Origin of the sequence: Bradyrhizobium sp. CSA112, from assembly GCF_029051645.1 — a bacterium.
GTDB lineage: Bacteria > Pseudomonadota > Alphaproteobacteria > Rhizobiales > Xanthobacteraceae > Bradyrhizobium.
On sequence record NZ_JAACFS010000014.1, the window covers coordinates 1 to 25,172 of the forward strand.

Annotated in this window: 29 protein-coding genes; 16 read left to right on the forward strand and 13 right to left on the reverse strand. The window is 63.1% G+C overall.

Annotation, left to right across the window (positions count from 1 at the left end; all coding sequences use genetic code 11):
* Window positions 1–65: 65 nt before the first annotated feature.
* From GWE18_RS22310 to GWE18_RS22325, 4 genes are all read right to left on the reverse strand, one after another.
* Window positions 66–662, reverse strand: a complete 597-nt coding sequence (locus GWE18_RS22310; protein WP_275187858.1) for an MSMEG_1061 family FMN-dependent PPOX-type flavoprotein — start codon at window positions 660–662, stop codon at window positions 66–68.
* A 221-nt stretch (window positions 663–883) separates the two neighbouring features.
* Window positions 884–1,237 carry a hypothetical protein gene (locus GWE18_RS22315; protein WP_275187859.1) on the reverse strand — a complete coding sequence of 118 codons (354 nt, stop codon included), beginning with the start codon at window positions 1,235–1,237 and terminating at the stop codon, window positions 884–886.
* A gap of 184 nt (window positions 1,238–1,421) precedes the next feature.
* Window positions 1,422–2,483: an alpha/beta fold hydrolase gene (locus GWE18_RS22320; protein WP_275187860.1), complete on the reverse strand. Its 1,062-nt coding sequence runs from the start codon at window positions 2,481–2,483 to the stop codon at window positions 1,422–1,424.
* 94 nt (window positions 2,484–2,577) lie between these two features.
* Window positions 2,578–2,817, reverse strand: coding sequence for a DUF2188 domain-containing protein (locus GWE18_RS22325; protein ID WP_275187861.1), 240 nt, complete (start codon window positions 2,815–2,817; stop codon window positions 2,578–2,580).
* 130 nt (window positions 2,818–2,947) lie between these two features.
* On the opposite strand from GWE18_RS22325, the gene GWE18_RS22330 reads away from it, so the two are divergent.
* From GWE18_RS22330 to GWE18_RS22350, 5 genes are all read left to right on the forward strand, one after another.
* A complete protein-coding gene (locus GWE18_RS22330) occupies window positions 2,948–3,214 on the forward strand; it encodes a DUF2277 domain-containing protein (protein WP_275187862.1) in 267 nt (88 codons plus the stop codon).
* A 274-nt stretch (window positions 3,215–3,488) separates the two neighbouring features.
* Window positions 3,489–4,043, forward strand: coding sequence for a hypothetical protein (locus GWE18_RS22335; protein WP_275187863.1), 555 nt, complete (start codon window positions 3,489–3,491; stop codon window positions 4,041–4,043).
* A gap of 452 nt (window positions 4,044–4,495) precedes the next feature.
* Window positions 4,496–5,545 (forward strand): tetratricopeptide repeat protein, encoded by a 1,050-nt coding sequence (locus tag GWE18_RS22340; RefSeq protein ID WP_275187864.1) that lies wholly within the window; start codon window positions 4,496–4,498, stop codon window positions 5,543–5,545.
* 99 nt (window positions 5,546–5,644) lie between these two features.
* The gene (locus GWE18_RS22345; protein ID WP_275187865.1) at window positions 5,645–5,872 is read left to right on the forward strand and encodes a hypothetical protein; all 228 of its coding nucleotides are present in this window, start codon (window positions 5,645–5,647) and stop codon (window positions 5,870–5,872) included.
* A gap of 312 nt (window positions 5,873–6,184) precedes the next feature.
* A complete protein-coding gene (locus GWE18_RS22350; protein ID WP_275187866.1) occupies window positions 6,185–6,397 on the forward strand; it encodes a hypothetical protein in 213 nt (70 codons plus the stop codon).
* Window positions 6,398–6,707: 310 nt separating this feature from the next.
* Here GWE18_RS22350 and GWE18_RS22355 read toward each other — a convergent pair whose 3' ends face one another.
* Both GWE18_RS22355 and GWE18_RS22360 read right to left on the reverse strand, forming a co-directional pair.
* A complete protein-coding gene (locus tag GWE18_RS22355; protein WP_275187867.1) occupies window positions 6,708–7,880 on the reverse strand; it encodes a cytochrome P450 in 1,173 nt (390 codons plus the stop codon).
* A 139-nt stretch (window positions 7,881–8,019) separates the two neighbouring features.
* Complete coding sequence (locus tag GWE18_RS22360) at window positions 8,020–8,787, reverse strand: SDR family oxidoreductase (RefSeq protein WP_275187868.1); 768 nt, start codon at window positions 8,785–8,787, stop codon at window positions 8,020–8,022.
* 230 nt (window positions 8,788–9,017) lie between these two features.
* On the opposite strand from GWE18_RS22360, the gene GWE18_RS22365 reads away from it, so the two are divergent.
* Entirely contained in the window at window positions 9,018–9,566 is a 549-nt protein-coding gene (locus tag GWE18_RS22365; protein WP_275187869.1) for a DUF2380 domain-containing protein, read from the forward strand.
* Window positions 9,567–9,679: 113 nt separating this feature from the next.
* Here GWE18_RS22365 and GWE18_RS22370 read toward each other — a convergent pair whose 3' ends face one another.
* Window positions 9,680–10,069, reverse strand: coding sequence for a RidA family protein (locus tag GWE18_RS22370; RefSeq protein ID WP_275187870.1), 390 nt, complete (start codon window positions 10,067–10,069; stop codon window positions 9,680–9,682).
* Window positions 10,070–10,484: 415 nt separating this feature from the next.
* On the opposite strand from GWE18_RS22370, the gene GWE18_RS22375 reads away from it, so the two are divergent.
* Window positions 10,485–10,925 (forward strand): hypothetical protein, encoded by a 441-nt coding sequence (locus GWE18_RS22375; protein ID WP_057854415.1) that lies wholly within the window; start codon window positions 10,485–10,487, stop codon window positions 10,923–10,925.
* A gap of 102 nt (window positions 10,926–11,027) precedes the next feature.
* Here GWE18_RS22375 and GWE18_RS22380 read toward each other — a convergent pair whose 3' ends face one another.
* Both GWE18_RS22380 and GWE18_RS22385 read right to left on the reverse strand, forming a co-directional pair.
* Entirely contained in the window at window positions 11,028–11,531 is a 504-nt protein-coding gene (locus GWE18_RS22380) for a DUF1993 domain-containing protein (protein ID WP_275187871.1), read from the reverse strand.
* Between the two features lie 232 nt (window positions 11,532–11,763).
* Window positions 11,764–13,122: a lytic murein transglycosylase gene (locus tag GWE18_RS22385; protein ID WP_275187872.1), complete on the reverse strand. Its 1,359-nt coding sequence runs from the start codon at window positions 13,120–13,122 to the stop codon at window positions 11,764–11,766.
* A gap of 356 nt (window positions 13,123–13,478) precedes the next feature.
* Between GWE18_RS22385 and GWE18_RS22390 the strand changes: the two genes are divergently transcribed.
* The 4 genes from GWE18_RS22390 to GWE18_RS22405 all read left to right on the forward strand — a co-directional run bounded on the left by GWE18_RS22390 (window position 13,479) and on the right by GWE18_RS22405 (window position 17,813).
* Window positions 13,479–14,351, forward strand: coding sequence for a xanthine dehydrogenase family protein subunit M (locus GWE18_RS22390; protein ID WP_275187873.1), 873 nt, complete (start codon window positions 13,479–13,481; stop codon window positions 14,349–14,351).
* Between the two features lie 17 nt (window positions 14,352–14,368).
* A complete protein-coding gene (locus GWE18_RS22395; RefSeq protein ID WP_275187874.1) occupies window positions 14,369–14,845 on the forward strand; it encodes a (2Fe-2S)-binding protein in 477 nt (158 codons plus the stop codon).
* Between the two features lie 18 nt (window positions 14,846–14,863).
* On the forward strand, window positions 14,864–17,137 hold the full coding sequence (locus tag GWE18_RS22400) for a xanthine dehydrogenase family protein molybdopterin-binding subunit (protein WP_275187875.1): 2,274 nt from the start codon (window positions 14,864–14,866) through the stop codon (window positions 17,135–17,137).
* A 115-nt stretch (window positions 17,138–17,252) separates the two neighbouring features.
* Entirely contained in the window at window positions 17,253–17,813 is a 561-nt protein-coding gene (locus GWE18_RS22405; protein WP_275187876.1) for a DinB family protein, read from the forward strand.
* A 97-nt stretch (window positions 17,814–17,910) separates the two neighbouring features.
* On the opposite strand, the gene GWE18_RS22410 is transcribed toward GWE18_RS22405, so the two are convergent.
* Window positions 17,911–18,123: a hypothetical protein gene (locus GWE18_RS22410; protein ID WP_275187877.1), complete on the reverse strand. Its 213-nt coding sequence runs from the start codon at window positions 18,121–18,123 to the stop codon at window positions 17,911–17,913.
* 171 nt (window positions 18,124–18,294) lie between these two features.
* Here GWE18_RS22410 and GWE18_RS22415 point away from each other — a divergent pair, with 171 nt between their 5' ends.
* Entirely contained in the window at window positions 18,295–18,708 is a 414-nt protein-coding gene (locus GWE18_RS22415) for a VOC family protein (protein WP_275187878.1), read from the forward strand.
* 179 nt (window positions 18,709–18,887) lie between these two features.
* Here the strand turns inward: GWE18_RS22415 and GWE18_RS22420 are convergent, their stop codons facing one another.
* From GWE18_RS22420 to GWE18_RS22430, 3 genes are all read right to left on the reverse strand, one after another.
* Complete coding sequence (locus tag GWE18_RS22420) at window positions 18,888–19,178, reverse strand: hypothetical protein (RefSeq protein WP_275187879.1); 291 nt, start codon at window positions 19,176–19,178, stop codon at window positions 18,888–18,890.
* 220 nt (window positions 19,179–19,398) lie between these two features.
* A complete protein-coding gene (locus GWE18_RS22425) occupies window positions 19,399–19,647 on the reverse strand; it encodes a hypothetical protein (RefSeq protein ID WP_275187880.1) in 249 nt (82 codons plus the stop codon).
* Window positions 19,648–19,914: 267 nt separating this feature from the next.
* Entirely contained in the window at window positions 19,915–21,360 is a 1,446-nt protein-coding gene (locus GWE18_RS22430; RefSeq protein WP_275188010.1) for an XRE family transcriptional regulator, read from the reverse strand.
* Between the two features lie 372 nt (window positions 21,361–21,732).
* On the opposite strand from GWE18_RS22430, the gene GWE18_RS22435 reads away from it, so the two are divergent.
* From GWE18_RS22435 to GWE18_RS22450, 4 genes are all read left to right on the forward strand, one after another.
* Window positions 21,733–23,370: an isocitrate lyase gene (locus tag GWE18_RS22435; RefSeq protein WP_275187881.1), complete on the forward strand. Its 1,638-nt coding sequence runs from the start codon at window positions 21,733–21,735 to the stop codon at window positions 23,368–23,370.
* Between the two features lie 19 nt (window positions 23,371–23,389).
* Window positions 23,390–23,599: a hypothetical protein gene (locus GWE18_RS22440; protein ID WP_057850593.1), complete on the forward strand. Its 210-nt coding sequence runs from the start codon at window positions 23,390–23,392 to the stop codon at window positions 23,597–23,599.
* 285 nt (window positions 23,600–23,884) lie between these two features.
* Window positions 23,885–24,439, forward strand: coding sequence for a hypothetical protein (locus GWE18_RS22445; protein WP_275187882.1), 555 nt, complete (start codon window positions 23,885–23,887; stop codon window positions 24,437–24,439).
* Between the two features lie 33 nt (window positions 24,440–24,472).
* Window positions 24,473–25,171 (forward strand): hypothetical protein, encoded by a 699-nt coding sequence (locus GWE18_RS22450; protein WP_275187883.1) that lies wholly within the window; start codon window positions 24,473–24,475, stop codon window positions 25,169–25,171.
* Window position 25,172 lies beyond the last annotated feature (1 nt).

A 25,172-nucleotide genomic window follows, 5' to 3' on the forward strand; every position in this document is an offset into this window, starting at 1 on the left:
CGTTACACGCGCGTCGACCCTCCCCCTCCAGGGGAGGGTGGGCCGATCCCGCCGAGACAATCTTCCTACAACTGCGTCTTGTAGCGCTCGTAAATCACTTCCTGGCTCTCGCGCTCGCCGAGGCCGGTCTGGTCGTGGATCACTTCGCCGATGCTCGGCATCACCGAACGCTCGACCCGCTCGCCCGCCCACAGCTTCGAGCGCATCAGCGCCTTGCCACAGTGGAAATAGGCTTCCCTCACGTCGATGCGCAGCACCGCGCGCGGCGGCTTGCCGAACTCCACCATCGACGCCATCAGCTCCGGATCCACCGAGACACTGCCCTTGCCGCCGACGCGCAGCGTCTCGTCGATCCCGGGCACGAAGAAGATCAACTGCACGAAGCCGCTTCCCTCGACGATGTTGCGAAAACTGTCGATGCGGTTGTTGCCCGAGCGATCCGGCCGCAGGTTCGGTCCGCCGACATGGACGAAGCCGGGATTGCCGCCGCGCGGCGATGCATCGACGCTGCCGTCCGAGCCCGAGGTGGCCAGCACGCAGAACGGCGACATGCCGATGAATTTCTTCGCGTGGGCGTCGATCTCCGGCCGCGCCTTGGCGATCACGCGAGGCGAGGGAGCGGGATAGATCGTGGCGAGGTCGCTCGGGGCAAGATCGGACAAGGGCGGCTCCTTTCGATTGCGCCGGAGATTATCATCCCGCAAGTTTTGCGTCATCCCCGGGTTGGAAGGCTTTTATCTCCGTCATTGCGAGTATCTCCGTCATTGCGAGCGACAGCGAAGCAATCCACCTCTCCGCGCGGGGATAAATGGATTGCTTCGCGGAGCCTGTCATCGGGCGCGCATTCGCGCGACCCGTTGGCTCGCAATGACGTCTGTTATGGTCAGACGGCATCCGCCGGCACGAAGCAGCTAATGATGATGCTGCCGCGGTGATGCACGTACCACACCACGGCCTCGCCGATCGGGTTGCCCTGGTCGCGAATGACCGCGCGCTCGGGCACCTGCATCCAATGGCCCTCGATCGGAACCCAATAGACGCCGCCGCGAACATCGTAGCTGGTGCGATGGCCGTCGGAAACATCGCAGCAGGGCACGCCGTTCGGCGCGATCACGCTTTTGAACCAGGCGCGGATATCAGGCGGCACGTGATCGAACTGGCCCCTGTCGACGGCGAGTGCTGCGCCGGCCGACATCGAAAGGCAGACGAGCAAGCCGAATGGCGCGAGCCTTCGCATCCGATTCCTCCGCTGCGTTTGTCTTGTTCCTCGCGAGCATGCCACCCACGATTCGCAAATCTCAGGACAATTCAAGCGGAGCCGGCCTGTGGATGCACGCTCAAATAATGAGCGATGTGCGCGATGCAAATTTGATGCGGCGCGAAATCAGGGCTTCTTCGAGTCGCTTGTGTTGGCCTTCGGTTCACATCGCCCGCCGCGGGGCGGTCTGCAACAGTTCTTCCACCTGCTTCTTGTAGAACTTCGCATTGCCGGTCGTGAGGTGGCCCCGCGTCTCGCTCGAGGCAGGGATCAGGAAGAGACGGCCGTTCTTGACGCGTTTCATCGCGGCATCGGTGACGCCGGTTTCCGGCGGATTGCGTTCGTCGTCGGCGGCATTGATCAGCAGCAGCGTAGCCTCGATCTTCTCAAGCGATGGAGCCGGATTGTAATCGTGCGAGGCTTCCCACTGGTAGATGAAGTCGTTGGCATCGGCGGTGATTGCGGTCGCCAGCCGGTCATCGACCATCTTGTCGGCCTGCGCCGCCGTCGGCGCCTGCGCCTGATAGGCCAGCGTGCCGCCAGCGGTCGCGATGCCATAGGCGTTGATGGCGTATTTCATCATGCGCGGCTGGGTGATGTAATTGCCGCTGATGTAGTCGGGATCGTTCTTGATGGTCTCCAGCATCATCCGCCGCAGCATCCAGTTGCGCGCCGCCATCTCGGTCGGCTGCGACGCCATCGGCACCAGCGCGTCCATGAATTTCGGATACTTGCCGCCCCAGATCCAGGTATGCATGCCGCCCATCGAATTGCCGATGACGAGCCGCAGACGTTTTATGCCGAGCCCTTCCGTAACCAGGCGATACTGCGCGTCGACCATGTCCTCGTAATTGTATTTCGGAAACGCGGTCTTCATGCCGTCGGAGGGCTTTGACGATTTGCCGTGGCCGACACTATCCGGAATGATGATGTAGTACTTCGTCGCGTCAAGTGGCTGGCCGGGGCCGAACAATTCGCCGCCGAAGCCGGCCGTCAGCATGCTGGCGGCCGAGCCGCCCGAGCCGTGCAACACCAGCACGGGCTGTCCGGTGGGCTCGCCGATGGTGGTGTAGTGCAGCCGCAGTTCGCCCATCGTCTCGCCGGTGTGGAATTTGAAATCCTTGGCGATCCAGTCGCCCTGCCTAGGTGCGGGATAATCGGCCGCGAAGGCCGTAATGGAGGTCAAGGCGAAGGCTGCCGACAAGGCTGCGCGCAACAGATTCATGATGGTCTCCCCAAGGGCCGCGGCTGTCTTGTGCGCCGCTTGCGGGGAACCTTATCACACCGGCTATTTCCGTCACCAGATCGGCGACGATGATCTATCCCTCCACTTCGGTTTCCGGCCGGTCGTTGCCGGCGGCGGTTTCGGAGCGCCATCGGCCATCCTCGGTTTCGTACTCGATCACCTCCGTGCGGCCCGGCACCCGCTGCTCGGCCGCCGCGCGCCGGGCGGCTGCCAGCGCCGCGGCGCGGCTCGGAAACGGCTCGGAGAACACGCCGTTGACGGTGTAGGCCCAGCCGCCGTCATGCTCGACGATCTTGTAGGTCACATGAGCCATCGGGAACTCGCTGTTCGCAGGTGCCGGCAGGGGTGAACGCGCCGCGCGATCCATGACAGAATAGGCCATGCTGTCGGATTTTGCACCGGCCGTTCGTCCTGTGATTGCAGCCGGAGCAAAGGAGAAAACCATGTGCCGCAACATCAAGACCCTGTTCAATTTCGATCCCCCCGCGACGCATGCGGAGATCCACGCTTCCGCGCTGCAATTCGTACGAAAACTCTCTGGCTTCAATTCGCCGTCGCAGGCGAATGCCGAGGCGTTCAACCGCGCGGTTTCCGAAGTTTCCGACAGCGCGCGGCGCTTGCTGGCCTCGCTGCAGACCAATTCGCCGCCGCGCGATCGCGAGGTCGAGGCCGAGAAGGCGAGGGAGCGCTCGCGGGCGAGGTTCGGCTAGAGGCGCCCGCCTAACGGTTGACGCTTGATCGATCTCAAACAAGTCCGATTCTCTTATCGTGCGAGGATCTCACAAACGCCCTAGGTCTGCTGTGCTCCTGCCTCCCTTCCGCCAAACCAGGATCGCCTCTTCCCTCAAGAATTTGGAAGAACCGTCGGTGGAGGTACCAATGTTATACTCGCAAAGCCCACCACTGACAGCCGAAGAACCTTCGTCCGGCGGGCTTGCGCGCGATCCGGACGCCCGATCCGGTCAGCGCATTGGTAGACGGCGCATGAAGCCGTCGATCGATCCTCCCCATCACTACCGCTTCGGGGAGGGGCCGCCGGCGAGCGGCCGGCCGTCGATTGGCAGGCGAATACTCCGCTCCCTTACCCGGTTCTCCATTGCGGTTCTCATCGGTGTCAGCGCCACGCTTGGCTGGCAGTCCTACGGCGATGCAGCAAAGGAGATGCTCGTAGCCCAGGCTCCGGCGCTGGCCTGGGTGTTATCCGTTTCGACGATGAAGTCGCCAGTCGTCGCTGCAACTTCCGCTGACCCGATGCAGCAGCTTGCGCCGCTGACGTCCAATCTCGATGTCGTGCGGCGCAGCGTAGAACAACTCGCTGCCAAGCAAGAACAGATGGCTCAGAACATTGCGGCACTACGGGCTATCGAGGAGGACATCAGACAGAAGATATCATCCACGCCTCCGACCCCGGCCCCGGCGCAGCAGGCGGCCTCCATCCCGCAGCCCAAACCTCCGCAACCCAAGGCGCAATCATCGGCCGTACAGTCATCGTCGGTGCTTCGCCCGCCGCCTCCCGGCGGACCACAGCTCTCACGCTGACGGCCCGGATTGCCGGCGGCGAAATTGGTCAACGCCTTTCCTTTTGTGACCCGGTCAACGTATGGCGACCGAACCTCCCGCCTCAGTTCACTTCGAGCTTCATTTTGAGGGGCTATCACCGCGCTCACGCAACATCGGTGGCGCTCTCCTCTGCGACCGTCGCTTCCAACTCGGGATGCGTGCCATGACTGCTGTTGGGGCACGTTTGAGACATGCCGACCGGTTCTGAAGATGTCCGTTAACCGGGGCAGTCCGGAAGTGATTAGTACTGTCAAAGCGACGGAATGACCCCAACTCGGACATTGGGCCCGACAGCTGCCGGACATCCGCATTACCTCCAATGGGTACTCGCCAGGCCGGTTCAGAAGCCGAGGTTCGAACCTTTTGAGCTACGATACCGACCAATCGATCGAACGTCCTCCGGTTCCTGTCGAGCAAAGTGCGGATAGCCCATGCGCCGAAATGCCCCTCGCCTGTCGCGCTCCATCCTGCTGCTGTTCGGTGCGGTCTTGATCGCCAGTACCGCATCGATAGCAGCCCACACGCTATCTGCCGCGCACGCGGCAGCTGGTGATCCGCAGACGTGCGAGCAGGCGTCCGGCGACGAGGCGATCGCGGCGTGTACGCGGGCGATCGCGTCGGGCGCATACCAAGGGCATGACCTTGCAAAGCTGCATTACGATCGAGCGTTTGAGTATCACGCCAAGGGCGACGTGGACCGAGCCATCGTCAGCTACAGCGAGGCCATAAGTCTCGATCCGAACTACGCCCTGGCCTTCTACAGCCGCGCCAACTCCTGGCAAGCCAAGCGCGATTACGATCGCGCTATTGCCGACTTCAACGAGGCGATCCGCCTCGACCCTGATTACGCTGACTCCTACAACAACCGCGGCGCCGCTTGGCTGGCCAAGGGCGACAACGACCGGGCCATCGTCGACTTCAGCGCGGTGATCCGCCTCACACCGAACGACCCGGACGGGTTCTCCAACCGCGGCGCCACCTGGAAGCTCAAGGGCGACACCGACCACGCCATCGCCGACCTCAACGAGGCGATCCGCCTCAACCCGAAAGATGCCTACGCCGTCTACAACCGCGCCGCCGCCTGGAGCGACACAGGCGACAAAGATCGCGCCATCGCCGACTACAGCGAGGCGATCCGCCTCAACCCGAATTACGCCGTCGCCTTCAACAACCGCGGCATCGAGTGGAAGGACAAAGGCGACAAAAATCGCGCCATCGCTGACTATAGCGAGGCGATCCGCCTTAACCCGAACGTCGCCTTCTTCTACCTTAACCGCGGCAACGCCTGGGGCGACAAGGGCGACAACGAACGCGCCATCGCCGACTACAGCGAGGCGATCAGACTCAATCCCAATAGCGCGATGGCCCTCCATCTGCGTGGCGTCGCCAAGCAAAGGAAGGGCGACAAGGCCGGCGGCACCGCCGATATCGCCGCGGCGAAGAGAATTGACCCAAGCGTCGCCGGAATAGAGGACCAATAGTGCGAGGCGAAGATCTAAGCTGGTCGTGATGCGCCTCACGGTGCCGGCGAGGCAGTGGCGTCCATGATGGCATCGGATGTCAGCCACCGGAGCACTGTCATGGATCAGGCCAGGCGATTGAAGCTCGGCGCAATTTTCTTCACCATCTTCTGGATCGGCGGGATGCTGTGGTGGAGCGGCGAGTATCATCCCGCCTACATCATTCTTCTTGCCGTTTGCGGGACCATCGGAGGCTACCTCTGGTACCTCGCCATGCGCTGGGTGTTTCAGCACATGCGCCTGCTTCCGCTGAACGGCGATCAAGGCGGTGGCCGCGAGGCGCGGTGAGGCAGTGACGCCTTCATTGATTGCTGCCAGTTAAACCAGCCGAAGGGTCAACTGACGCACGGGATGGATGGATTTGCGTGAAGTCAGTCAAATGCCCTGGCACCGGCACACCGTCTATATCGCAGCGTAGCTGGATTTCAGCCGCTATGTCCGAAGGCACATCTTCGGACCAGTGTTCGAGCGATTCGAGTGCTGCCCAGCGCAGCGATTCCAGTTTTCATTCCACTTTTTCCCGAATTTGGTATGATCAAAACTGTCCTTGTCGCTCGTAGAGGATGCTGGTTTAGCGCAGGCGCCCGGAGAGGTAGTGCCATGACCAAACTGGATGATCGGACGATTGCAAACATGAGCTTCGTTCTAGAAGAGACCTGCCGCGTCTTCCCTAACGGCGGCGACCACGAACGCCGCCGCTACATCGCACGGAAATTGAAGCTCAGTGCGAAGAGGGGAAACGCCACCTTGGGCGGATTGAGGGCTGTCGCACATAGCGCGCTCAAAGAGATAACGAAGCAACGGTCGGCCTGATCGCTACTTAGGAACGATGCAACGGCCCGGCCTAAAGAATCGCAATCTTGCAATCCTCGTCGCGTCACGACGGCGAGCGCATCTTCCGGCGCTCATCGATCCTGCAAGCCGGCGGAAATATGTTTCGTCAGAAAGCCTGACGGTATTTGCCCGGACTGGACCATGGCGAATCATTGGTCAAAATGCGGCTTTCTCACCAAGCGTATATTTGCGTTCGCCCGGCACATTGTGCCGGGCTTTCGCATGCGAGCCCGCGCTAATGTAGTTGCGCCGTCAGCAACGCCTTTTGCGCCGAAAATGGATTCAACGGTCAACCCGCCTCCCACTTCACCGGCAGATTGAGCAGGCCGCGAAACGCCCAGCCGCCGATCCGCACCGGTTCGCGCTCGTCCAGCCGCAGGCCATTCAGTCGCGCGAATGCACTCGGCAGCGCGACGTCGGCCACCATGGCGCGGGAGGCGAACGCACCGGCGCAATAATGCGGCCCGGCGCCGAAGGCGATGCTCTTCTGGGTGTCGCGGGTGATGTCGAAACGATCCGGATCGCTGAAGGAGGCCTCGTCGCGATTGGCTGAGCCGAACATGAAGAACACGCGGTCCTCAGGCTCGAAGTCGACGCCGCGATAAGTCCACGGCTTGGCGACGCGCCGCGGCGACATCTGGATCGGCGCGATCCAGCGTGCATATTCCTCGAACACGTCGATCCACTTCGCCTTGCCCTCGCGCACCAGCGCGAGCTGCTCTGGATGCGTCAATAGCGCCCAAGTCGCGCCTGATATCGCATCGCGCGGCTCGTTCTGCCCGCCCGAGATCGCGAGCTTGATGTTGGCGCGGATGCTTTCCATGTTCTGGCCGGCGGCGAGCAGCACGCTGAGGATCGAGGTGTTCGGCTGCTTCTTCACCACAGGGATCATGTCGTCGATGGCGGCATCGATCCCCGCGGTGGCGGCATGGCAGCGCGCCTCGACCTCCTTGTTGCCGGTGTAATTGGCGATGCCGTCGATCATCGCCTGCGACCACGCGTCCATGTCCTGGTAGCGCATGTTGGTCAGTCCGGTGACGTCCTTGAGGCATTCGGCAGACAGCGGCAGCGCGAACGCCTTGCAGAGATCTGCAGATCCCTTTGGCGCCAGCTCGTCGAGAATGCGATCGGCGTGGGCCTGAAATTGCCGGACCCAGGTGTCGCGCACCGTGCGCGGCGAAACGGCAGGAAACATCGCCTGCCGCTCCGTCATGTGCGCTTCGCCATCCTTGCGCATCATGTTGTGGCCCATCAGCACATTCATCAGCCCGGCGGGCTGGTGCGAGGAGAACACGTCGATGCGCTTCTCCTGGGTGAAGATGTCGTCGCGCCGGGTGAACACGGTCGAGCCGAGCTGCGGCACGAACGCAATCGGCGCCTCCTTCCGCATCTTCGCAAGCGCAGGATAGGGATCGGCCCAGAAGGAGGGGACGTCGATGTCGAAATGCGGGGCGTTGGACATGAGGCGCTCCGTTACAGCGATCGGCAGTGAGGTAGCAGGCTTGACCCGGCAATCCATCCTCTTCGCAAGGAGTCTTGCAAAGCGGGATGGATACGCGGGTCAAGCCCGCGTATGACGAGTGGAGTGAGTGGCGACCGCATCACACAGCCCGGTAGCCGCCGTCGACCATCACGATCGATCCGGAGACGTAGGCCGAGAGATCCGAGGCGAGGAAGATGGCGGGGCCGACGATGTCCTCTGCGGTCCCGGCGCGGCCGAGCGGCGTGTGATCCATGAACGTCTTCACCAGATCCGGATTGTTGGCGCGGGCGCTGGCGTTCAGCGGCGTTGCGATGAAGCCCGGACCGATCGCGTTGACGCGGACGCCTTCCTTGCCAAGTTCGGCGGCCAGCGCCTTGGTGAAGCCGAGCACGCCGTGCTTGGAGGCGGTGTAGGCCGGTGAGCTCGGCGTGCGCACATGTACGAAGGACTGGATCGAGCCGATGTTGACGATGCGCCCCTTGCTGGCGCGCAAGGGCGCGAGGAAGGCATGCGTCACGTTGAAGACGCCGGTGAGGTTGATTGCGATGATATCTTCCCAATCGCTGATCACGGCGTCCGCGGCGCCCAGCATGCCGTTGCGGCGGACGATGCCGGCATTGTTGACGAGGATCGAGACCTGGCCAACCTTGTCGGCGACCTGCTTCGCCATCGCGACGCAATTTTCGCGGTTGGCGACATCGAGCGCGTAACTTTCGGCCTTGCCGCCGGCGTCACGAATTTCCCGCGCGGCCTCGGCCGCCGCTTTCTCCTCTCTGTCGAGCAGCACGACCTGTGCGCCCTCGCGGGCATAGCCGATCGCAATGGCGCGACCGATGCCGGAACCTGCGCCGGTGACGACTGCGATATGATTCTGGAGAAGGGGCATGGCGCGTTTCCTCTTGCTTGATTTTGCCAGAGGATAGCAAGCGCGCCCGCTTGTACAAGATAGAAGAGGGACGATTTCGTAGGGTGGGCAAAGCGACAGCGTGCCCACCATCGCGAAGACATAAGAAAGGTGGGCACGGCGCTGCGCGCCTTTGCCCACCCTACACATGTCGGTTACAATTTGCTCCCGGCGGCAGCGGGGCGATGTCGACGTCGCGGTAAGGAGACAGCATGATGCAAACAGCAACCCGATGGCGCGGGTTCGGCCTGCGCCGCCGCGCAAGCGCCGTGCTGACCATGCTGTGCACGCTTGCCGCAGTGTCGTTTCCATCGGGCGGATCGCCGGCCGCCGCGCCGCTCGCGGTGGCGGTGGCGGATTTCGATTATTTCGACGCCTCCGGAGAGGTCGCGGACCAGAGCGCGGAGCATCGCGCCCGCGTGGCATCGTTTGCCGCGTTGCTGCGCGATAATCTCGCGGCCCAGGGCGATTATCGCGTGGTGTCGATCGAATGTCCCGATCGTCCCTGCACCGCCACCAGCATGTCGCAGGATATTTTCATCGCCGCCGCGCGCAAGGCCGGCGCGCGCCTCGTGGTCTATGGCGGCATCCGCAAGATGAGCACGCTGGTGCAATGGGGCGAAGTTCAGTTGCTCGACCTCGAAGCCGAGAAACTCTTGATGCGGCGAACGGTGACGTTCCGCGGCGACAACGATGCCGCCTATCGCCATGCCGCCAATTTCGTCAGCGATACGCTGAAGGAAACGATGCCGAAGCCGTGAGATGTCCTGTAGGGTGGGTTAGGCGACCTGTCCGCCGTAGCTCCGAGAGCGAAGGAGGAAGCCGTAACCCACCGATGAGCGAGATCGGCGGATTACGCTGTCGCTAATCCGCCCTACGCCTTCTGAAGCTGCGCCACGCATTCGATCTCGATCAGCATCTTCGGGTCGGGCAGCGCCTGCACCACGCAGGTGGTGCGGGCAGGGTAGGGGGCAGGCCCGAACGCCGACGCGTAGAGCACGTTCATCGTGGCGACGTCGGATGCGCGGGTCAGCAGCACGTTGACCTTGACGAGATCGCGGAACGTCGCGCCGGCCTCGTCCAGTATGCGCTTGATGTTGGCGACGACGAAGCCGAACTGCGCCTCGAAACCGTCCGCCAGCGCGCCCTTGTCGTCGAACCCCGGAATGCCCGAGACGAACAGCAGATCGCCGGTGCGCGTGGCGAACGAGAGCGGCGGGGACTTGATGCCGGCGGGCGGAGCGAAGTGCTGGATCGGGGGCATGGGACACCTTCGTGAGCGGTTCGTTGCCCCAAGCCTAACGCGCCGCTGCCTCGCTGGAAAGGCAGCGGCGCGGCGCCTACGACCCGCCGATAGATTGGAAAGCATGATGCCGGTACGATCGCCACTCGAGCGCCGGAGGAGATCGCCGGGCGAGTACTAGCGCAATCCGATCGCGGCGAACGTAATGCAGTTCACAGGCGCGATAATTTTCGTTCGCTTGCACGTTTGCCAGATCGGCATCTCGGCCATATTTTGATGAAATTGTGTCATGCCCGTCATCATGCGCTGGCCACGCGGGCCATCAATACGCTTTTCCCCTCCGGCCGATAAGGTACAATCGGCCTGTCACGACTCAAACGGCGCCGCGCGCTGGTTTGCCAATTTCCCCCGCCAATTTTCCTTGGAGAAAATATCGATGAAGATGCCATCCGCCCTTCGTGCCGCCGTGCTCGCGCTTGCGGCCGTTGCGGGCGTTACGCTGTCCTCCGCCGCGCGTGCCGACGAAGGTTTCGTGCAGCTTACTATCTACAAGGCGGGCTGGGTGATCGGCGGCTCCGGCGGCAGCGGCGTGCTGAATTTCCACGGACGGCGCTACCCGCTTTCGACCGGTGGGCTCGACTACGGCTTCGTGTTCGGCGGCTCGAAGACGGTGCTGCGCGGCCGCGTCAGCAACATCTATCGCCCCTCCGACGTCGCCGGCGTCTACGGCGCGGCCGGCGCGGGCCTCGCGGTGGGCCGCGGCGCACGCGCGATCGTGCTGACCAACCAGAAGGGCGCGGTGCTCGAATTGACCGGGCACCAGGTCGGACTGATGGCGAACGCAGATCTGAGCGGCTTGGCGATTACGATGCGGTAGGGTCCGTAGGGTGGGCAAAGGCGCGAAGAGCCGTGCCCACCATCCGGCACGTCGCGACAAATGGTGGGCACGCTTCGCTTTGCCCACCCTACGGCCCGTCGGTTACCTCACCCCGAGAAAATCCCGCTTGCCGATCTCCACGCCGTTGTGGCGCAAAATGCCGTGGGCGGTGGCGGCATGAAAATAGAAATTCGGAAACGCAAAATTGACGAGATATTGCTGGCCCTTCATCGTCATCGTGTTGCTCGGGCCGATGGGAAAGGTCACTTCGCGCGTGTCGCCGCCCTCGAACTGCGCCGGCTTGAACGATTTTACATAGTCGATTGTCTTGGCGATCCGCTGCTGCAATTCCTCAAAGCTCTTTTCCGTGTCGGGCGTGGACGGCACCTCGCTGCCGGTGAGCCGCGCGCAGGTTTTGCCCGCGAAGTCGCAGACGGTCTGCACCTGCCGCGTCAGCGGATACATGTCGGGGTAAAGCCGCGCATTGAGCAGCACGTCGGGCTGGATGTTCTTCGCCTTGCAATGCGCTTCCGCTTTCGCGAGCAGGCCGGAAAGGCTGCCGAGAATCTGCAGGAAGGCGGGCACGGTTGCGTCGTGGAAAGACATGTGATGCTCTTTTCATGATGTGGAATGAGGCCTCGTGATAACGAGGCGCTTTCCGACATGGGGAGCGGCAGGGAAAATACAACGCTTGCGACGTGATAATAGCGTTCGATTATTCCCTCGGTGTCATCGCCCGCGAAGGCGGGCGATCCAGTACGCCGCGGCGTTCGTGTTGCGAAGAAACCAACGGCGCGCTGTACTGGATTCCCCGCTTTCGCGGGGAATGACAGTGGCGCTACCGCGCCGGCGGCATCACCAGGCCGGCGGGCTGCGCCTGCACGCCGGGTCCGCGCATCCGCGCCAGCAATTCCGCCGTCGGCCAGGAATCCGCCGGCAGGCCATACTTCACCTGCATCGTCTTGACAGCCGTGCGGCTGAGCTGCCCCATCACGCCGTCGACCTTGCCGACATTGAAGCCCGCGCGCACCAGAAGCTGTTGCAGCTCCTTGAGCTCATTGAGCGGCAGTTGCGCCACCGGTGCTGACGGCGGCCGCATCGGCGGGGCGCCGGCGATGCGGCTGGCGAGATAGGCCGCGGTGGTCGAATAGATCAGCGAGTTATTCCACTCGGTGTAGGCGGCAAAATTCGCATAGGCCAGGAACGCAGGCCCGGTGCGGCCCATCGGCAGCAGCAGCGAGGCCGGCATGTCGTCGTTCGGCAGCGGCCTACCGTCGGGATAGGTGACGCCGAGCTGCGCGAACTTTGCGCGCGACAGTTTGATGGTCAGGTCGGCCTGATCCCACGGGAAATTCGCCGGCGCGCGCACTTCCTGCAGCCAAGGCTCGCCGCGCCGCCATTTCAATCCGTTGGCGATGTAGTTCGCGGTCGAGCCGATCACGTCGGGCGCGCTGCGCAGCATGTCGCGGTGGCCGTCGCCGTCATAGTCCACCGCATAGTTGAAATAATGCGTCGGCAAAAATTGCGCCTGGCCGAGCTCGCCGGCCCATGAGCCGATCATCTCGGACGGCGTGAGATCGCCGCGGTCGATGATCTTCAGCGCGGCGATGGTTTCCTTCTGGAACATCTCCGAGCGGCGGCAGTCATAGGCCAGCGACACCAGCGACGGCAGCGTATGCAGCTTGCCTAGCTCGGCGCCAAAACTGCTCTCCAGCCCCCAGAACGCGGCGATCACCGCTGGCGGCACGCCATATTCCTTTTCCGCGCGCGCGAACGCCGCCGCATGATTGCGGATTCTCGCCTGCGCATTTTTTGCCGCGCCGTCGGACGCCCTGTTTCGTGCGAATTCGGTGAACACCTGGCCGAATACGCGCTGGCCGCGGTCGCGGTTGACGATGCTTTGGTCGTAGACGAGGTACGAGGCGGCTTCGGCAAGCGCGCGCTGCGAGACGCCTTCGGCCAGCGCTTGCTGTTTGAGGTCGGCGAGGAATCGGTCGAACGACATGCCGTTGTGACAGGCCGCCCCACGCGGCGCGCGCGGAGCGGCAGCCGGTGGCTGCTGACCCGGTAGCGGCGCGACAGCTGGTCTCGGCGCCACCGCGGCCGGCCGGGCCGGTGCGGGGGCTGGTTGGGCGATGGCGAGTGATGAAAGTGTCAGGGACGCCGTGGCAGCAATGAAGAATCGGAAAGACGGCATCAATGTCCCCGCAATCGTGAATCCGAAAGGCGAGTTTTAGACCGGCGGGGCGGATTAGCCAACGGCCTAAGCTCCGTCATTGCGAGCGCAGCGAAGCAATCCATCTATCCCCGTGCCGAGGCGTGGATTGCTTCGCTGCGCTCGCAATGACGGCGGATAGAGCGGGATTTCCGGCGCGCCTCGGAGCAATTGGCCGCGCAAGCCCCCGCCACGCGCATAGGAGCCTGCCGTATGAACCTGATCTCGCAGGCTGTTCCAACCGCCTCCTGCCGTGTAGGCTTGGCCGCACTGCGGGGGCGGCATAAGCCCATCGTCCATATGGGGCGGGCAGACAAAAGGGAGATGGCGGGAAGACCATGACGGAACTCCGATATCTGGCGCCTGGCACGCTTGACGAAGCGGTCGGCGCATTTGCGAAAGCCGGCAGCGCCGCGCGCATCCTGGCCGGCGGCACCGATCTTCTGGTGCAGATGCGATCCGGCCTGCTGAAGCCCGGCGTGATCGTCGACATCAAGAAGATCCCCGAGATGACCGCGATCGAACAGACCGCCGATGGCGGCTTTCGCATCGGCGCCGCGGTCTCCGGCATGGCGCTCGCGGAACACAAGAATTTCGGCAGGGTCTGGCCCGGCGTGCTCGAAGCCGTCAATCTGATCGGCTCCAAGCAGGTGCAGGGCCGGGCGTCTGCCGGCGGCAATCTCTGCAACGGCTCGCCCGCCGGCGACAGCGTGCCCGCGATGGTCGCGGCCGGCGCCATCGTCACCGTGCAGGGCCCGGACGGCCGCCGCGAGATGAAGGTGGAAGACGTTCCCGCCGGTCCCGGCCGCACCAACCTAAAACCCGGCGAGATCCTCGTCAGCTTCACCTTGCCGCCGCGTCCGCCCGGCTCGAGCGATGCGTACTTGCGCATGATCCCGCGCACCGAAATGGATATCGCCGTGGTCGGCGTCGGCGTCAGCCTCACCGTGAAGGACGGCACCGTCACCGCCGCCCGCGTCGGTCTTGGCGCCGTCGCGCCGACGGTGCTGCTGGTCGAAGACGCCGCCAAGGCGCTGATCGGCTCAAAGCTCGACGACGCCGCACTGGCAAAGGCCGCCGCCGCGTGCTCCGCCGCCTGTCGTCCGATCGACGACAAGCGCGGCACCATCGCCTACCGCACCAGGGTGGCCGGCGTGCTGCTCAAGCGCACCGTTGCGATCGCCGCCCAACGCGCGACCCAGAAGAACTGAATCGGGAAATAGTTTTCATGGCCAAAGTTCACGTCACGACCACCATCAACGGCGAGCCGATGGAATTTCTCTGCGAGCCTGATGACACCATGCTGGACGCACTGCGCGGGCCGCTTGCCTTAACCGGCTCCAAGGAAGGCTGCGCCTCCGGCGATTGCGGCGCCTGCTCGATCACGCTCGACGATCGCCTGATCTGCTCCTGCCTGATGCTCGCCGTCGAAGCGCAAGACCACGAGATCAAGACGATCGAGGGCATGGCGCAGGGCGACAAGCTCCATCCCCTGCAGCAGAAGTTTCTCGAGATGGCAGCCCTGCAATGCGGCATCTGCACCTCGGGCATGCTGGTCGCCTCCGACGCGCTGCTCCGGAAAAATCCGGAGCCGAGCGAGGAGGAAGTCCGCTTCTGGCTCGCCGGCAATCTCTGCCGGTGCACCGGCTATGACAAGATCGTCCGCGCGGTGATGGAAACTGCCGCCGAAATGCGCGCGCAATAATTTGCGGGAGACAGCCCAATGAACCTCGTCACCAACAACAAATGGATCGGCCAGCGCACCATTCGCCCTGACGGCATGGACAAGGTCACCGGCCGCGCCCAGTTCGCCGCCGACACCACGATGCCCGGCATGATCTGGGGCAAGGTTTTGCGCAGCCCGCATCCGCATGCGCGCATCCGGTCGATCGACACCTCGAAGGCGGAAAAACTGCCGGGCGTAAAAGCCGTCGTCACCTCGCGCGACATCGTCGATTTCCCGATCGAGAAAGGCGCTGTCATGCTGGGCATCCAGGACATGCGCTGGATGTGCCGCAACGTGATGGCGCGCGACAAGGCGCTGTTCCCTGGTCACCCCATAGCTGCCGTGGCCGCGACCACCGAAGCGATCGCAGCCGAAGCCTGCAAGCTGATCGAGGTCGATTACGAGGTGCTGCCGTGGTCGATCGAGATCGATGATGCGATCAAGCCCGACGCGCCCATCCTGCACGAGTTCAACAAGTTCGACGGCAAGCCTTCCAACATCGTCGGCCGCCTCGAGCACAAGAAGGGCGACATATCAGAAGGCTTCAAGAAGGCCGACATCGTCATCGAGCACACCTTCACCACGCGTCCCGTTCACCAGGGCTATATCGAGCCGCATGCCTGCCTGATCTCGGTCGCCCCCGACGGCAAGACCACGATCTGGAGCTCGAGCCAGGGCCAGTTCATGGTGCGCGCGATGACGGCCTATCTCACCGGCATCCCGCAGAGCGACATCCGCGCCATCCCCGCCGAGATCGGCGGCGGCTTTGGCGGCAAGACCATCGTCTATCTCGAACCGCTCGCGACCTTGCTTGCAAAAAAATCCGGCCGCCCGGTGAAGATGGTGATGACGCGCGAGGAAGTGATGCGCGCGACCGGCCCCACCTCGGGTTCGAAGAGCACGGTGAAGATCGGCGCGACGAAAGATGGCAAGATCGTCGCCGCGCACGGCACGTTCTATCTGCAGGCCGGCGCCTTCCCGGGTTCGCCGATCCGCGGCGCTGCCGGCTGCAGCTTCACGCCCTACGACATCCCGAACCTGCTCTCCGAAGGCTTTGACGTCTGCTCCAACCGCTCGAAGGTCGCGGCCTATCGCGCGCCGGGCGCGCCGATCGGCGCCTATGCGGTGGAATGCGTGATGGACGAAGTCGCAGAAGCGCTAAAGATGGACCCGCTCGACTTCCGCCTGAAGAACGCCGCGAAGGAAGGTACCAAAGCCGCGCACGGTCCAGTGTTTCCGCGCATCGGCTATATCGAGACGGTGGAAGCAGCTAAAAGCTCGCCGCATTATGCCGCGCCGCTCGGCGACGGACACGGCAAGCTGAGGGGTAGGGGCGTGGCTAGCGGCTTCTGGTTCAACGCCGGCGGTGAATCCTCCGCGCAGGTCAACATCACCGAGGATGGCAACGTCGTCGTCACGACTGGGCATCCTGATATCGGCGGATCGCGCGCGGGCATCGCCAACATCTGCGCCGAACTCCTTGGCATCGACTACCGCCGCGTCTCCGTCATCATCGGCGACACGCAGACGGTGGGCTTCTCCAACCTGACCGGCGGCAGCCGCGTGCTGTTCGCTTCCTCGATGGTGGTGACGCAGTCGACCGAAAAGATCATCCAGACGCTGCGCGAGCGCGCGGCAAAAATCTGGGAGATCGATCCCGAAGCGGTGAAGTGGGAGAACGGCGCGGCGCATCCGGTGAGCCCGAACGCCGGCCAGTTCGAGCCGCTGACGCTGGAGCAGCTCGCCGAGAAGGCGCCCGCGATGGGCGGACCCATTGGCGCCGGCGTGCAGCTCAACACGCAGGGTGCCGACGGCGGTTTCGGCACGCATGTCTGCGACGTCGAGGTCGATGTCGATCTCGGCATCGCGCGTGTCATCCGCTACACCGCCGTGCAGGATGTCGGCCGCGCCATCCACCCCGGCTATGTCGAGGGTCAGCTCCAGGGCGGCGTCGCGCAGGGCATCGGCTGGGCGCTGAACGAGGAATACATCTACACGCGGGAAGGCAAGGTCGATAACCCCGGCTTCCTCGACTATCGCATGCCTGTTTGCTCGGACCTGCCGATGATCGACTGCATCATGGTCGAGATCCCGAACCCGAAACACCCGCAAGGCGTCAAGGGCGTCGGCGAAGTGCCGCTGGTGCCGGTGACGGCCGCGGTGGCGAATGCGATCTACAACGCGCTCGGCAAACGCTTCTACGCCCTGCCGATGTCGCCGCCGAAGGTGCTGGAGGTGCTGGAAGCCCCGACGCAGCAAGCGGCGGAGTAAGGAGCGGGATTCGTAGGATGGGTAGAGCGCAGCGAAACCCATCAATTGCTGCAACAACGGCGGATTACGCTGTCGCTAATCCGCCCTACAGATTTGCGCAGACCCGGCAACGCAAATGAGTGATGTGCTTCCCTACCGCACCATGGCGTACAACAACGCCTGGGCAAACCACCGCCTCCTCACCGCCTGTCTCGGGCTGTCGCAGGATGAGTTCACCGCAAAACGAACCGGCTTCTTTCCGAGCCTGCGCGCCACCCTCAATCACATCCTGATCATCGACCATTTCTACGTCGACGCGATGGAAGGCGGCACGCTCGGCCCGGCCGCCTTCGCGGATGACGAACCCTGTGCAACGGTTGCCGTGCTGAAAGAAGCGCAGGCCGCGGTTGATCGACGCTTGCTCAACGTCGTCGAAGCGCTCGACGGCGCAGGCTTGCAGCGCATCGTATCGGTGCATCGCGGCACCTCCATCCAGCGCGAGCGGATGGATCGATTGCTCCTGCATCTGTTTCAGCATCAGGTGCACCATCGCGGCCAGGCCCACGTGATGCTCTCAAGCACGTCGGTGAGCCCGCCGCAGCTCGACGAGTTTTTCTCGGTGGGTGAGGCGCCGTTGCGGGCGGCGGAATTCGCGGAGCTCGGGTGGACGGAGGAGCGGGTGTGGGGCGCAGCTTGAATCGCAAGAGCAACAGAAAGTTCGGATGAGCGGAGCGATATCCGGGGTTCTATCTATCGCAGCATGTCGCAGCGCTCACACGGGTTACTGTTTGTGCTCACTTGAAGATCAGCCAACCTAGCGGCAGCAGAATGCACAACGTCAAGGAAACGCCAAGCGCCAGCCGTCCAAATCTCTCTAGCGACGATATCTGTGAAGGATCACGGTGCGGTTGACGATCCAGCCAGCGGCGAAAGAGGCCAAGCGGCCAACCAAACAGCCAGCCGAGTATCCAACCGGCAAGACGCAAAACGCCTTCAAGCGAGTCCATGATCGAACACTCTGTTCTCCAATGATAGGGCAGCCTATTCTGGATACAATTAACGATTGATAAGCCGTAGCCCGAATGAGCGTAGCGATCCGGGACTTTCATCAACCACTTTTCCCGCATATCGCGGCGCTCATGCGGGCTACGCGCTGCCTGCCGAAAGTGAACGCCATCATGGCCGATCAGAACACACCGACCCCATCACCCTTCCAGTCCATCCGCGCCGTCGACTACACCGTCATCTTCGTGCGCGACATGGCGGCGATGCGCCGCTTCTATGAAGGCGTGCTCCGCTTATCCCTGACGCGCGAATTGTCGGCGGGCTGGATCGAGTACCAGATCGGCGGCAACACGCTCGCGCTGGCGCGGCCGAGCCGGACGGCGAAGGATGCGCCGACGCCGACGGGGAGCGCTTCGCTGCAGCTCGCTTTCAAGGTTGGCGCTGATGATGTAGATCACTGCGCCGACGAGCTGGTGCGGCACGGCATCGATTTGCTCGAACCGCCCACCAACCAGCCGTTCGGCCATCGCACGCTGTTCTTCAGGGATCCCGATGGGAATTTGCTGGAGGTGTATGCGGTGATTTGATGCCGCTGATGACCGTGCCAGACCTCATCCTGAGGAGCCTGCGAAGCAGGCGTCTCGAAGGATGAATGGCACTAGCGGGGCCTCGTGGTTCGAGACGGCGCTACGCGCCTCCTCACCATGAGGGTTCAAGAGAGTATCCGTGGCGATCCCGAAGCTTTTGCCGCCGGAGTTGCCGCGCCCTAGTTCAGCGTCAGCCACACCAGATTGCCGTCGTGCTGGCAGGTGTTGCAGTGCGCCGGCTGGTTGAAGGTGTTGGCGAGCTGCCATTCCTGCGCTTCGTTGCTCCATTGCGCCGTGGCGTGGCAGATGATGTCGTCGGAACCGCAGGCGGCGCAGACCGGCGTGGAACGGGCGGCACGGCTAGTCACCTTCCGCTCGATCGGCGGCGGCCGGTCCTGGGGGATCCGGTCTTGACTGATCCGGTCCTGGACGATTTCGAACGGGTTCATCAGCTTCACACGTCGCAACATCGGTCTACATCCATCTGCGAGTCTTCGATTCGCCACTTTTCAAACTAGCGAATCGGCTTGGCCGTTCCATCGCAAAATTGCGGAATACCCACGTTTTAAATGTGATCGTCACCAGCGGGACACAGAAGCGGCTTTTCGGCGGAGAAAGCGGTCCATTGATGCACTGCACTGCGCAAGCGAAAACGGCCCGGCATCGATGCCGGGCCGCGCTGTTGGAGAACTAGTACTTCTTCTTCGCAGCCGATCCGGTTGTCGTCTGCTTGCCGGGCGCGCTTTCCGAATGACCCTTCGCCGTCTTCTTCTGATGTCCTGGTGCATATTCCGACGCACCTGGCGCGGTCGAAGTCTTGCTCTTCTGCATCTTCTGTCCCGGGGTGACTTCCGAGGAACCCGGGGATTTCGCGGTGCCCTGCGCAAACGCCGCGGTCGTCAGCAGCACGGTCGAAACGGTAATCAACGTTTTCAACATTGGTCTCTCCTGTTGCAGGCAGCCAAGCAACGCTTCGTTTGCGGTGATGTTCCGCGTTTTCCCGGCGGTAACCGCGGCAATGCAGAGTTGATGAACAAGCCTTCATCTTCTGTCAGACCTCATCCGTCGTCCCTGCGAACGCAGGGACCCATAACCATAGGGAGCAGTAGTTTTGCTCGCTCATCGTTCCATCGTGTTTCAACAACCATGGCCGCGGCGTATGGGTCCCTGCTTTCGCAGGGACGACGTGTTGAGAGAGCGTGGCTCTCACACCTCCCTTGCATTCGTAAACGCAAACGACGACACCCGCCGCGTGTTCTCGTCCAGGATCAGCGTCCGCGTGATGGGTGGCTCGGCGCGCTGGCTGCAGTTTTCGCGTTCGCAGAGCCGGCAGTTGACGCCGATCGGCGTGCCCTCGGCCTTCTCCAGATCCATCCCCGCGGCATAGACGAGCTTCGACGCATGGCGGATTTCGCAGCCCAGACCGATCGCAAAGCGCGGCTGCGGCTGCGGGTGCGGGGCGATCGGCCGGCGCACCATCTGCGCGATCGAAAAGTAGCGCGTGCCGTCGGGCAGTTCGATCACCTGCTTGAGCAGGCGGTCCGGTGTGTCGAAGGTCGAATGCACGTTCCACAGCGGACAGGTGCCGCCGAATTTCGAGAACGGAAACGTGCCGGAGGAAAACCGCTTGGAGACGTTGCCGGCATTGTCGACGCGCAGCAGGAAAAACGGTACGCCGCGCGCATTCGGCCGCTGCAGCGTGGTGAGGCGGTGGCAGACCTGCTCGAAGCCGGCATTGAAGCGCTGCGCCAGCACGTGAACGTCGTAGTTCAGGTTTTCCGCTGCGCTATGGAACGGCTGATAGGGCATCATCACGGCGGCGGCGAAGTAGTTCGCGAGCGTAATGCGATAGAGCCGCCGCGGGGTGTCGTCGAGCGGGCCGGCGCGGTTGACGATGGCGTCGATGGAGGCGCCGCACTCGGCAAGGCCGATTTGCAGCGCAAGCTGGAAGGCGCGTCCCGAGCCGTCGACCAGTTCGGAGATCAGAAGCTGCCTGCGATGGCGGTCGAACCGCCGCAACGTCTCGCGCATCACGTCAACAGGCATGATGCGGGTGACGATCGAATGCTTTTCGCGCAGGCGCGCAGAAAGCGCCGCGAACAGCTCCTCGGCGGAGACGTTGAGCTCGTCGCGCAGGTTCTCCGCGGCCTGTTCGAGTTCCGGAAAGTAATTGCGATTGGCTTCGATCAGGTCGCGCACGCGCTCGATCGGATTGGCCTCGAACCGCGCGCCCTCGTCGCGGTCGGCCATCTGCGCCGCCACGAGAGTCTCGCCGCGGCGGGCCTCGGTATAGGCGGCATAGAGCCGCTGCAGGGAATGCGTGACGCCGGGGCAGAGTTCGGCGAGGTCGCGCAGTTCCTGTTTCGGCAGGTCGATCTGCCGGAACAGGGGATCGGAAAAGATCTCGTTCAGTTCCGCAAAGAAGCGGTCCTCGTCGGCGGTCGCGAGATCGCGGAGGTCGAGGTCATAGGTTTCGGCCAGCCGCAGCAGGATCTGCGCCGTCACCGGCCGCTGGTTCCGCTCGATCAGATTGATGTAGCTCGGCGAAATCCCGAGTCCCTCGGCGATCTGGGTCTGCGACAGCCCGAGCTGCTGGCGGATTCGCCGGAAGCGGGGGCCTACGAAGAGTTTCTTTCCGGACTCGGTGGCCATGACGTTGTTCCCGATGTTCGCGCTGCCGGTGGCCTCGTGGTTCGAGACGCGCGGCTTCGCCGCGCTCCTCACGCCCCCAGCCATGGTCCCAGACCTCATCCTGAGGAGGCGCGCAGCGCCGTCTCGAAGGATGAAAGCCCGTATGAACCCGGCAGGTACCGTGACCCAATTTTGTGACAAAGTTTACAAAGTTACATTTACGACAAGTATGGATGTTACATGACATCACCATTCGAAATCAAGCAGGCTATACGAAATCCGGGTTTTCGCGTTTAGCTCTCAGTACGTTTCGCAATGCACTGTCAAGAATGTCGGCAGAGAAGTGGCGAATATAAACGCTGCAGATCTGTCGTCACCGAAAGGATCATTCACATGAACTACCAGCCACGTGGGATCAGCGACCAGGCTATCCAGGGACCGGCTTCCTATCTGGGCGAGGTTGAAGCTGCCGAGGCGCTCCTCAAGACCAAGCCGACCTGGGACGGCGTCACCGCCGAAGCCGTGGCGCGCATGCGTCTGCAGAACCGCTTCAAGACCGGCCTGGATGTCGCCCGGTACACGGCGGCGCTGATGCGCAGCGACATGGCTGCCTATGACGCCGATCCTACCAAGTACACCCAGTCGCTCGGTTGCTGGCATGGCTTCATCGCTCAGCAGAAGCTGATTTCGGTCAAGAAGCATTTCGGCACGACCGATCGCCGCTATCTGTATCTCTCCGGCTGGATGATCGCGGCGCTGCGCTCCGAGTTCGGACCGCTTCCGGATCAGTCGATGCACGAGAAGACCTCGGTGCCGGCGCTGATCGAAGAGCTCTACACCTTCCTCCGTCAGGCGGACTCCCGTGAGCTCAACGATATTTTCCGCGCGCTCGACGCGGCCCGCAAGGCAGGCGACAAGGCGAAGGAAAAGGCGCTGATCGAAAAGATCGACAACTTCCAGACCCATGTCGTGCCTGTCATCGCCGACATCGACGCCGGCTTCGGCAATGCCGAGGCGACCTACCTGCTCGCCAAGAAGATGATTGAAGCAGGTGCGTGCGCCCTGCAGATCGAGAATCAGGTCTCCGACGAAAAGCAGTGCGGCCATCAGGACGGCAAGGTGACTGTGCCGCACGAGGTGTTCCTGGCGAAGATCCGGGCCTGCCGCCATGCCTTCCTCGAACTGGGCGTCGAAGACGGCATCATCGTGACCCGCACCGACTCGCTGGGGGCCGGTCTCACGCAGCAGATCGCCGTGAGCCACAAGCCCGGCGACCTCGGCGATCAGTACAACAGCTTCCTGGATTGCGAGGAAGTGACTGCCGCCAACGCCAGGAACGGCGATGTCATCATCAACCGCAACGGCAAGATGATGCGTCCGAAGCGGCTTGCCAGCAACCTCTATCAGTTCCGTGCCGGCACAGGCGAAGATCGCTGCGTGCTCGACTGCATCACCTCGCTGCAGAACGGTGCCGACCTGCTTTGGATCGAGACCGAGAAGCCGCATATCGAGCAGATCGCCAAGATGGTTGACCGCGTTCGCGAGGTCATCCCGAACGCGAAGCTGGCCTACAACAACTCGCCTTCGTTCAACTGGACGCTCAACTTCCGTTGGCAGGTGTACGACGCGATGAAGGAAGCCGGCAAGGATGTCAGCAAGTACAATCGGGCCGAACTGATGAAGCCGGAATACGACGATACGCCGCTGGCTATTGAAGCCGACGAGCGTATCCGCACCTTCCAGGCCGATTCAGCAAAGCGTGCCGGCATCTTCCACCATCTGATCACGTTGCCGACCTATCACACGGCAGCTCTGTCGACTGATAATCTCGCGAAGGAGTATTTCGGCGAGCAGGGCATGCTGGGCTATGTGAAGAATGTTCAGCGTCAGGAGATCCGTCAGGGCATCGCCTGCGCCAAGCATCAGAACATGGCCGGCTCCGATATCGGTGACGATCACAAGGAATATTTCGCCGGTGAAGCCGCTCTGAAGGCGGGCGGCGCCCACAACACGATGAACCAGTTCGGCTAGCGCTGGAAGGAGACTGACAATGACCAAAGGCAGCAATTTCTGGGTGATTGGCGGCGAGTTCGGATCGATGAACTTCCACAAGCTCGTGGAAGGTTCGGCTCAGGTACAGGGACCTTTCAAGACCCGCAAAGAGGCCGAAGATGCCTGGCGCGCGGTCTCGGAAGAGAACCGCCACAAGGCCGGCGTACGCTTTTCGATCGTCGAAGAGCCCTCCCGCGTCTCGGCCTGATAAAACCTAAGGAAACGGCCCAAGGACAGGCGGCCCCATCCGGATCTCCGGGTGGGGCCGTTTGCGTTTGCAAAGCGGCGGAGAGACGAGCCGCTCCGGGAGACGAGCCGAGCTCGCTCCGGGAGACGAGCTGAGCTCGCTCCGGGAGGGGCGGGTGGGGGTGCCGTCGCAGACGCAGAACCCGGTGGATCGCTAACCCATTGCAAACAAACAGCCATTGCGCGCAACATAGTTACTGCTAGGTTAACCGGGCCAAACCCCCCTTCAGGATAAAGGCGGCTACCGATGTCAGACGCGCAAAACACCGCCAGTGAAGCCCGTGACATGCGACCGACGCGGCTGCGCGACGCGCTGCGGCAGGCCCGCATCGAGGCCGCCGATCGCACCGGCGTCGTGGTCGAACTGCGTGATGCCGAAGTCGCCCGGCTCGAGATCCTGAATGAGGCGCTCGATCCCTTGTTCGCCGAGGTGCCGGAGCAGATCGACTTGTTCGATCGCGGCGTCAGCCAGGGCGAGACGCCGCGGCTGTGGATCGACGTGGTGGCGCATGTGGTGATGGGGCGCGACAAGCGCATCTACCGCTTCGTGCAGGATACCCGCTTCGGCCGCATCGTGATCGCCGAGTCGCATGACGTGCCCGTTATCGTCGATGCCGTCACCGGCTACGTTGCGCGCCGCATGATCGAGCGCGAGCATGCGATGGTGGCAACGCCCGTGGCCGAGCCGGCCGTGGAAAAAAAGCCCCGCCGCCGCGGCTTCGGGGCCTTCGTGCTCGGCTTCGTGCTGGGCGCGGTGGCGCTGTTCGGATTGGCGCTGTATGCGAGTCTGAAGAATTTCTAGCCAGAGCCGGCGGCTCGGTTATTCGGGGGCATCGTGGCAGCCGCTTCATCCATACCGTTATTCGCCCTGCTTGTCGGCGCGCTGTTCGGAACGTCCTGGCTGTACGGCAAGTGGCGCACGCTGCGGCGCGCCGAATTCATCCGCACCTTCCGCTGGCCGCGCGGGCTGCTCGAGCGGCTGGAGAAGCATCACCCCGGCTTTCAGCGCAAGGACAGCGCGCTCGTCTCGCGGGGCCTGCGGCAGTTTTTCCTCGCCTACCTCATGAGCGGCAAGCGCTACGTCTCGATGCCCTCGCAGGTCGCCGACGATCTCTGGCACGAGTTCATCCTGTACACGCGCGAGTACGACGCGTTCTGCCGGCGCGCCTTCGGTGGCTTCCTCCACCACACGCCCGCCGTCGTCCTCAGCGAGCACCGCAAGAGCAATGAGGGCCTGCGCCGCGTCTGGTGGTATTGCTGCAAATACGAGAACATCGATCCGGTCCGTCCCACGCGCCTGCCGCTGCTGTTTGCGCTCGACAGCAAGTTCAATATCGCAAACGGGTTCGTCTACCACCCCGACTGCGATGAGCTGCGCAAGAACGGCAGCGGCGCCGCGTATTGCGGCGGCGATTTCGCCGATACGTCGTTCGACGGCAGTTCGGACGGGTTTGGCGATGCCGGCAGCGGTGATGGCGGCGGAGACGGCAGTGGCGGTGGCGATGGGGGTGGTGGCTGTGGCGGCGGGGACTAGG

Bases quoted from the DNA above. Each gene is read 5' to 3' on its own strand.
- GWE18_RS22315 (WP_275187859.1), bottom strand. From the start codon at position 1,237: ATGCGAAGGCTCGCGCCATTCGGCTTGCTCGTCTGCCTTTCGATGTCG.
- GWE18_RS22320 (WP_275187860.1), bottom strand. From the start codon at position 2,483: ATGAATCTGTTGCGCGCAGCCTTGTCGGCAGCCTTCGCCTTGACCTCC.
- GWE18_RS22325 (WP_275187861.1), bottom strand. From the start codon at position 2,817: ATGGCTCATGTGACCTACAAGATCGTCGAGCATGACGGCGGCTGGGCC.
- GWE18_RS22330 (WP_275187862.1), top strand. From the start codon at position 2,948: ATGTGCCGCAACATCAAGACCCTGTTCAATTTCGATCCCCCCGCGACG.
- GWE18_RS22335 (WP_275187863.1), top strand. From the start codon at position 3,489: ATGAAGCCGTCGATCGATCCTCCCCATCACTACCGCTTCGGGGAGGGG.
- GWE18_RS22340 (WP_275187864.1), top strand. From the start codon at position 4,496: ATGCGCCGAAATGCCCCTCGCCTGTCGCGCTCCATCCTGCTGCTGTTC.
- GWE18_RS22345 (WP_275187865.1), top strand. From the start codon at position 5,645: ATGGATCAGGCCAGGCGATTGAAGCTCGGCGCAATTTTCTTCACCATC.
- GWE18_RS22350 (WP_275187866.1), top strand. From the start codon at position 6,185: ATGACCAAACTGGATGATCGGACGATTGCAAACATGAGCTTCGTTCTA.
- GWE18_RS22355 (WP_275187867.1), bottom strand. From the start codon at position 7,880: ATGTCCAACGCCCCGCATTTCGACATCGACGTCCCCTCCTTCTGGGCC.
- GWE18_RS22360 (WP_275187868.1), bottom strand. From the start codon at position 8,787: ATGCCCCTTCTCCAGAATCATATCGCAGTCGTCACCGGCGCAGGTTCC.
- GWE18_RS22365 (WP_275187869.1), top strand. From the start codon at position 9,018: ATGATGCAAACAGCAACCCGATGGCGCGGGTTCGGCCTGCGCCGCCGC.
- GWE18_RS22370 (WP_275187870.1), bottom strand. From the start codon at position 10,069: ATGCCCCCGATCCAGCACTTCGCTCCGCCCGCCGGCATCAAGTCCCCG.
- GWE18_RS22375 (WP_057854415.1), top strand. From the start codon at position 10,485: ATGAAGATGCCATCCGCCCTTCGTGCCGCCGTGCTCGCGCTTGCGGCC.
- GWE18_RS22380 (WP_275187871.1), bottom strand. From the start codon at position 11,531: ATGTCTTTCCACGACGCAACCGTGCCCGCCTTCCTGCAGATTCTCGGC.
- GWE18_RS22385 (WP_275187872.1), bottom strand. From the start codon at position 13,122: ATGCCGTCTTTCCGATTCTTCATTGCTGCCACGGCGTCCCTGACACTT.
- GWE18_RS22390 (WP_275187873.1), top strand. From the start codon at position 13,479: ATGACGGAACTCCGATATCTGGCGCCTGGCACGCTTGACGAAGCGGTC.
- GWE18_RS22395 (WP_275187874.1), top strand. From the start codon at position 14,369: ATGGCCAAAGTTCACGTCACGACCACCATCAACGGCGAGCCGATGGAA.
- GWE18_RS22400 (WP_275187875.1), top strand. From the start codon at position 14,864: ATGAACCTCGTCACCAACAACAAATGGATCGGCCAGCGCACCATTCGC.
- GWE18_RS22405 (WP_275187876.1), top strand. From the start codon at position 17,253: ATGAGTGATGTGCTTCCCTACCGCACCATGGCGTACAACAACGCCTGG.
- GWE18_RS22410 (WP_275187877.1), bottom strand. From the start codon at position 18,123: ATGGACTCGCTTGAAGGCGTTTTGCGTCTTGCCGGTTGGATACTCGGC.
- GWE18_RS22415 (WP_275187878.1), top strand. From the start codon at position 18,295: ATGGCCGATCAGAACACACCGACCCCATCACCCTTCCAGTCCATCCGC.
- GWE18_RS22420 (WP_275187879.1), bottom strand. From the start codon at position 19,178: ATGTTGCGACGTGTGAAGCTGATGAACCCGTTCGAAATCGTCCAGGAC.
- GWE18_RS22425 (WP_275187880.1), bottom strand. From the start codon at position 19,647: ATGTTGAAAACGTTGATTACCGTTTCGACCGTGCTGCTGACGACCGCG.
- GWE18_RS22430 (WP_275188010.1), bottom strand. From the start codon at position 21,360: ATGGCCACCGAGTCCGGAAAGAAACTCTTCGTAGGCCCCCGCTTCCGG.
- GWE18_RS22435 (WP_275187881.1), top strand. From the start codon at position 21,733: ATGAACTACCAGCCACGTGGGATCAGCGACCAGGCTATCCAGGGACCG.
- GWE18_RS22440 (WP_057850593.1), top strand. From the start codon at position 23,390: ATGACCAAAGGCAGCAATTTCTGGGTGATTGGCGGCGAGTTCGGATCG.
- GWE18_RS22445 (WP_275187882.1), top strand. From the start codon at position 23,885: ATGTCAGACGCGCAAAACACCGCCAGTGAAGCCCGTGACATGCGACCG.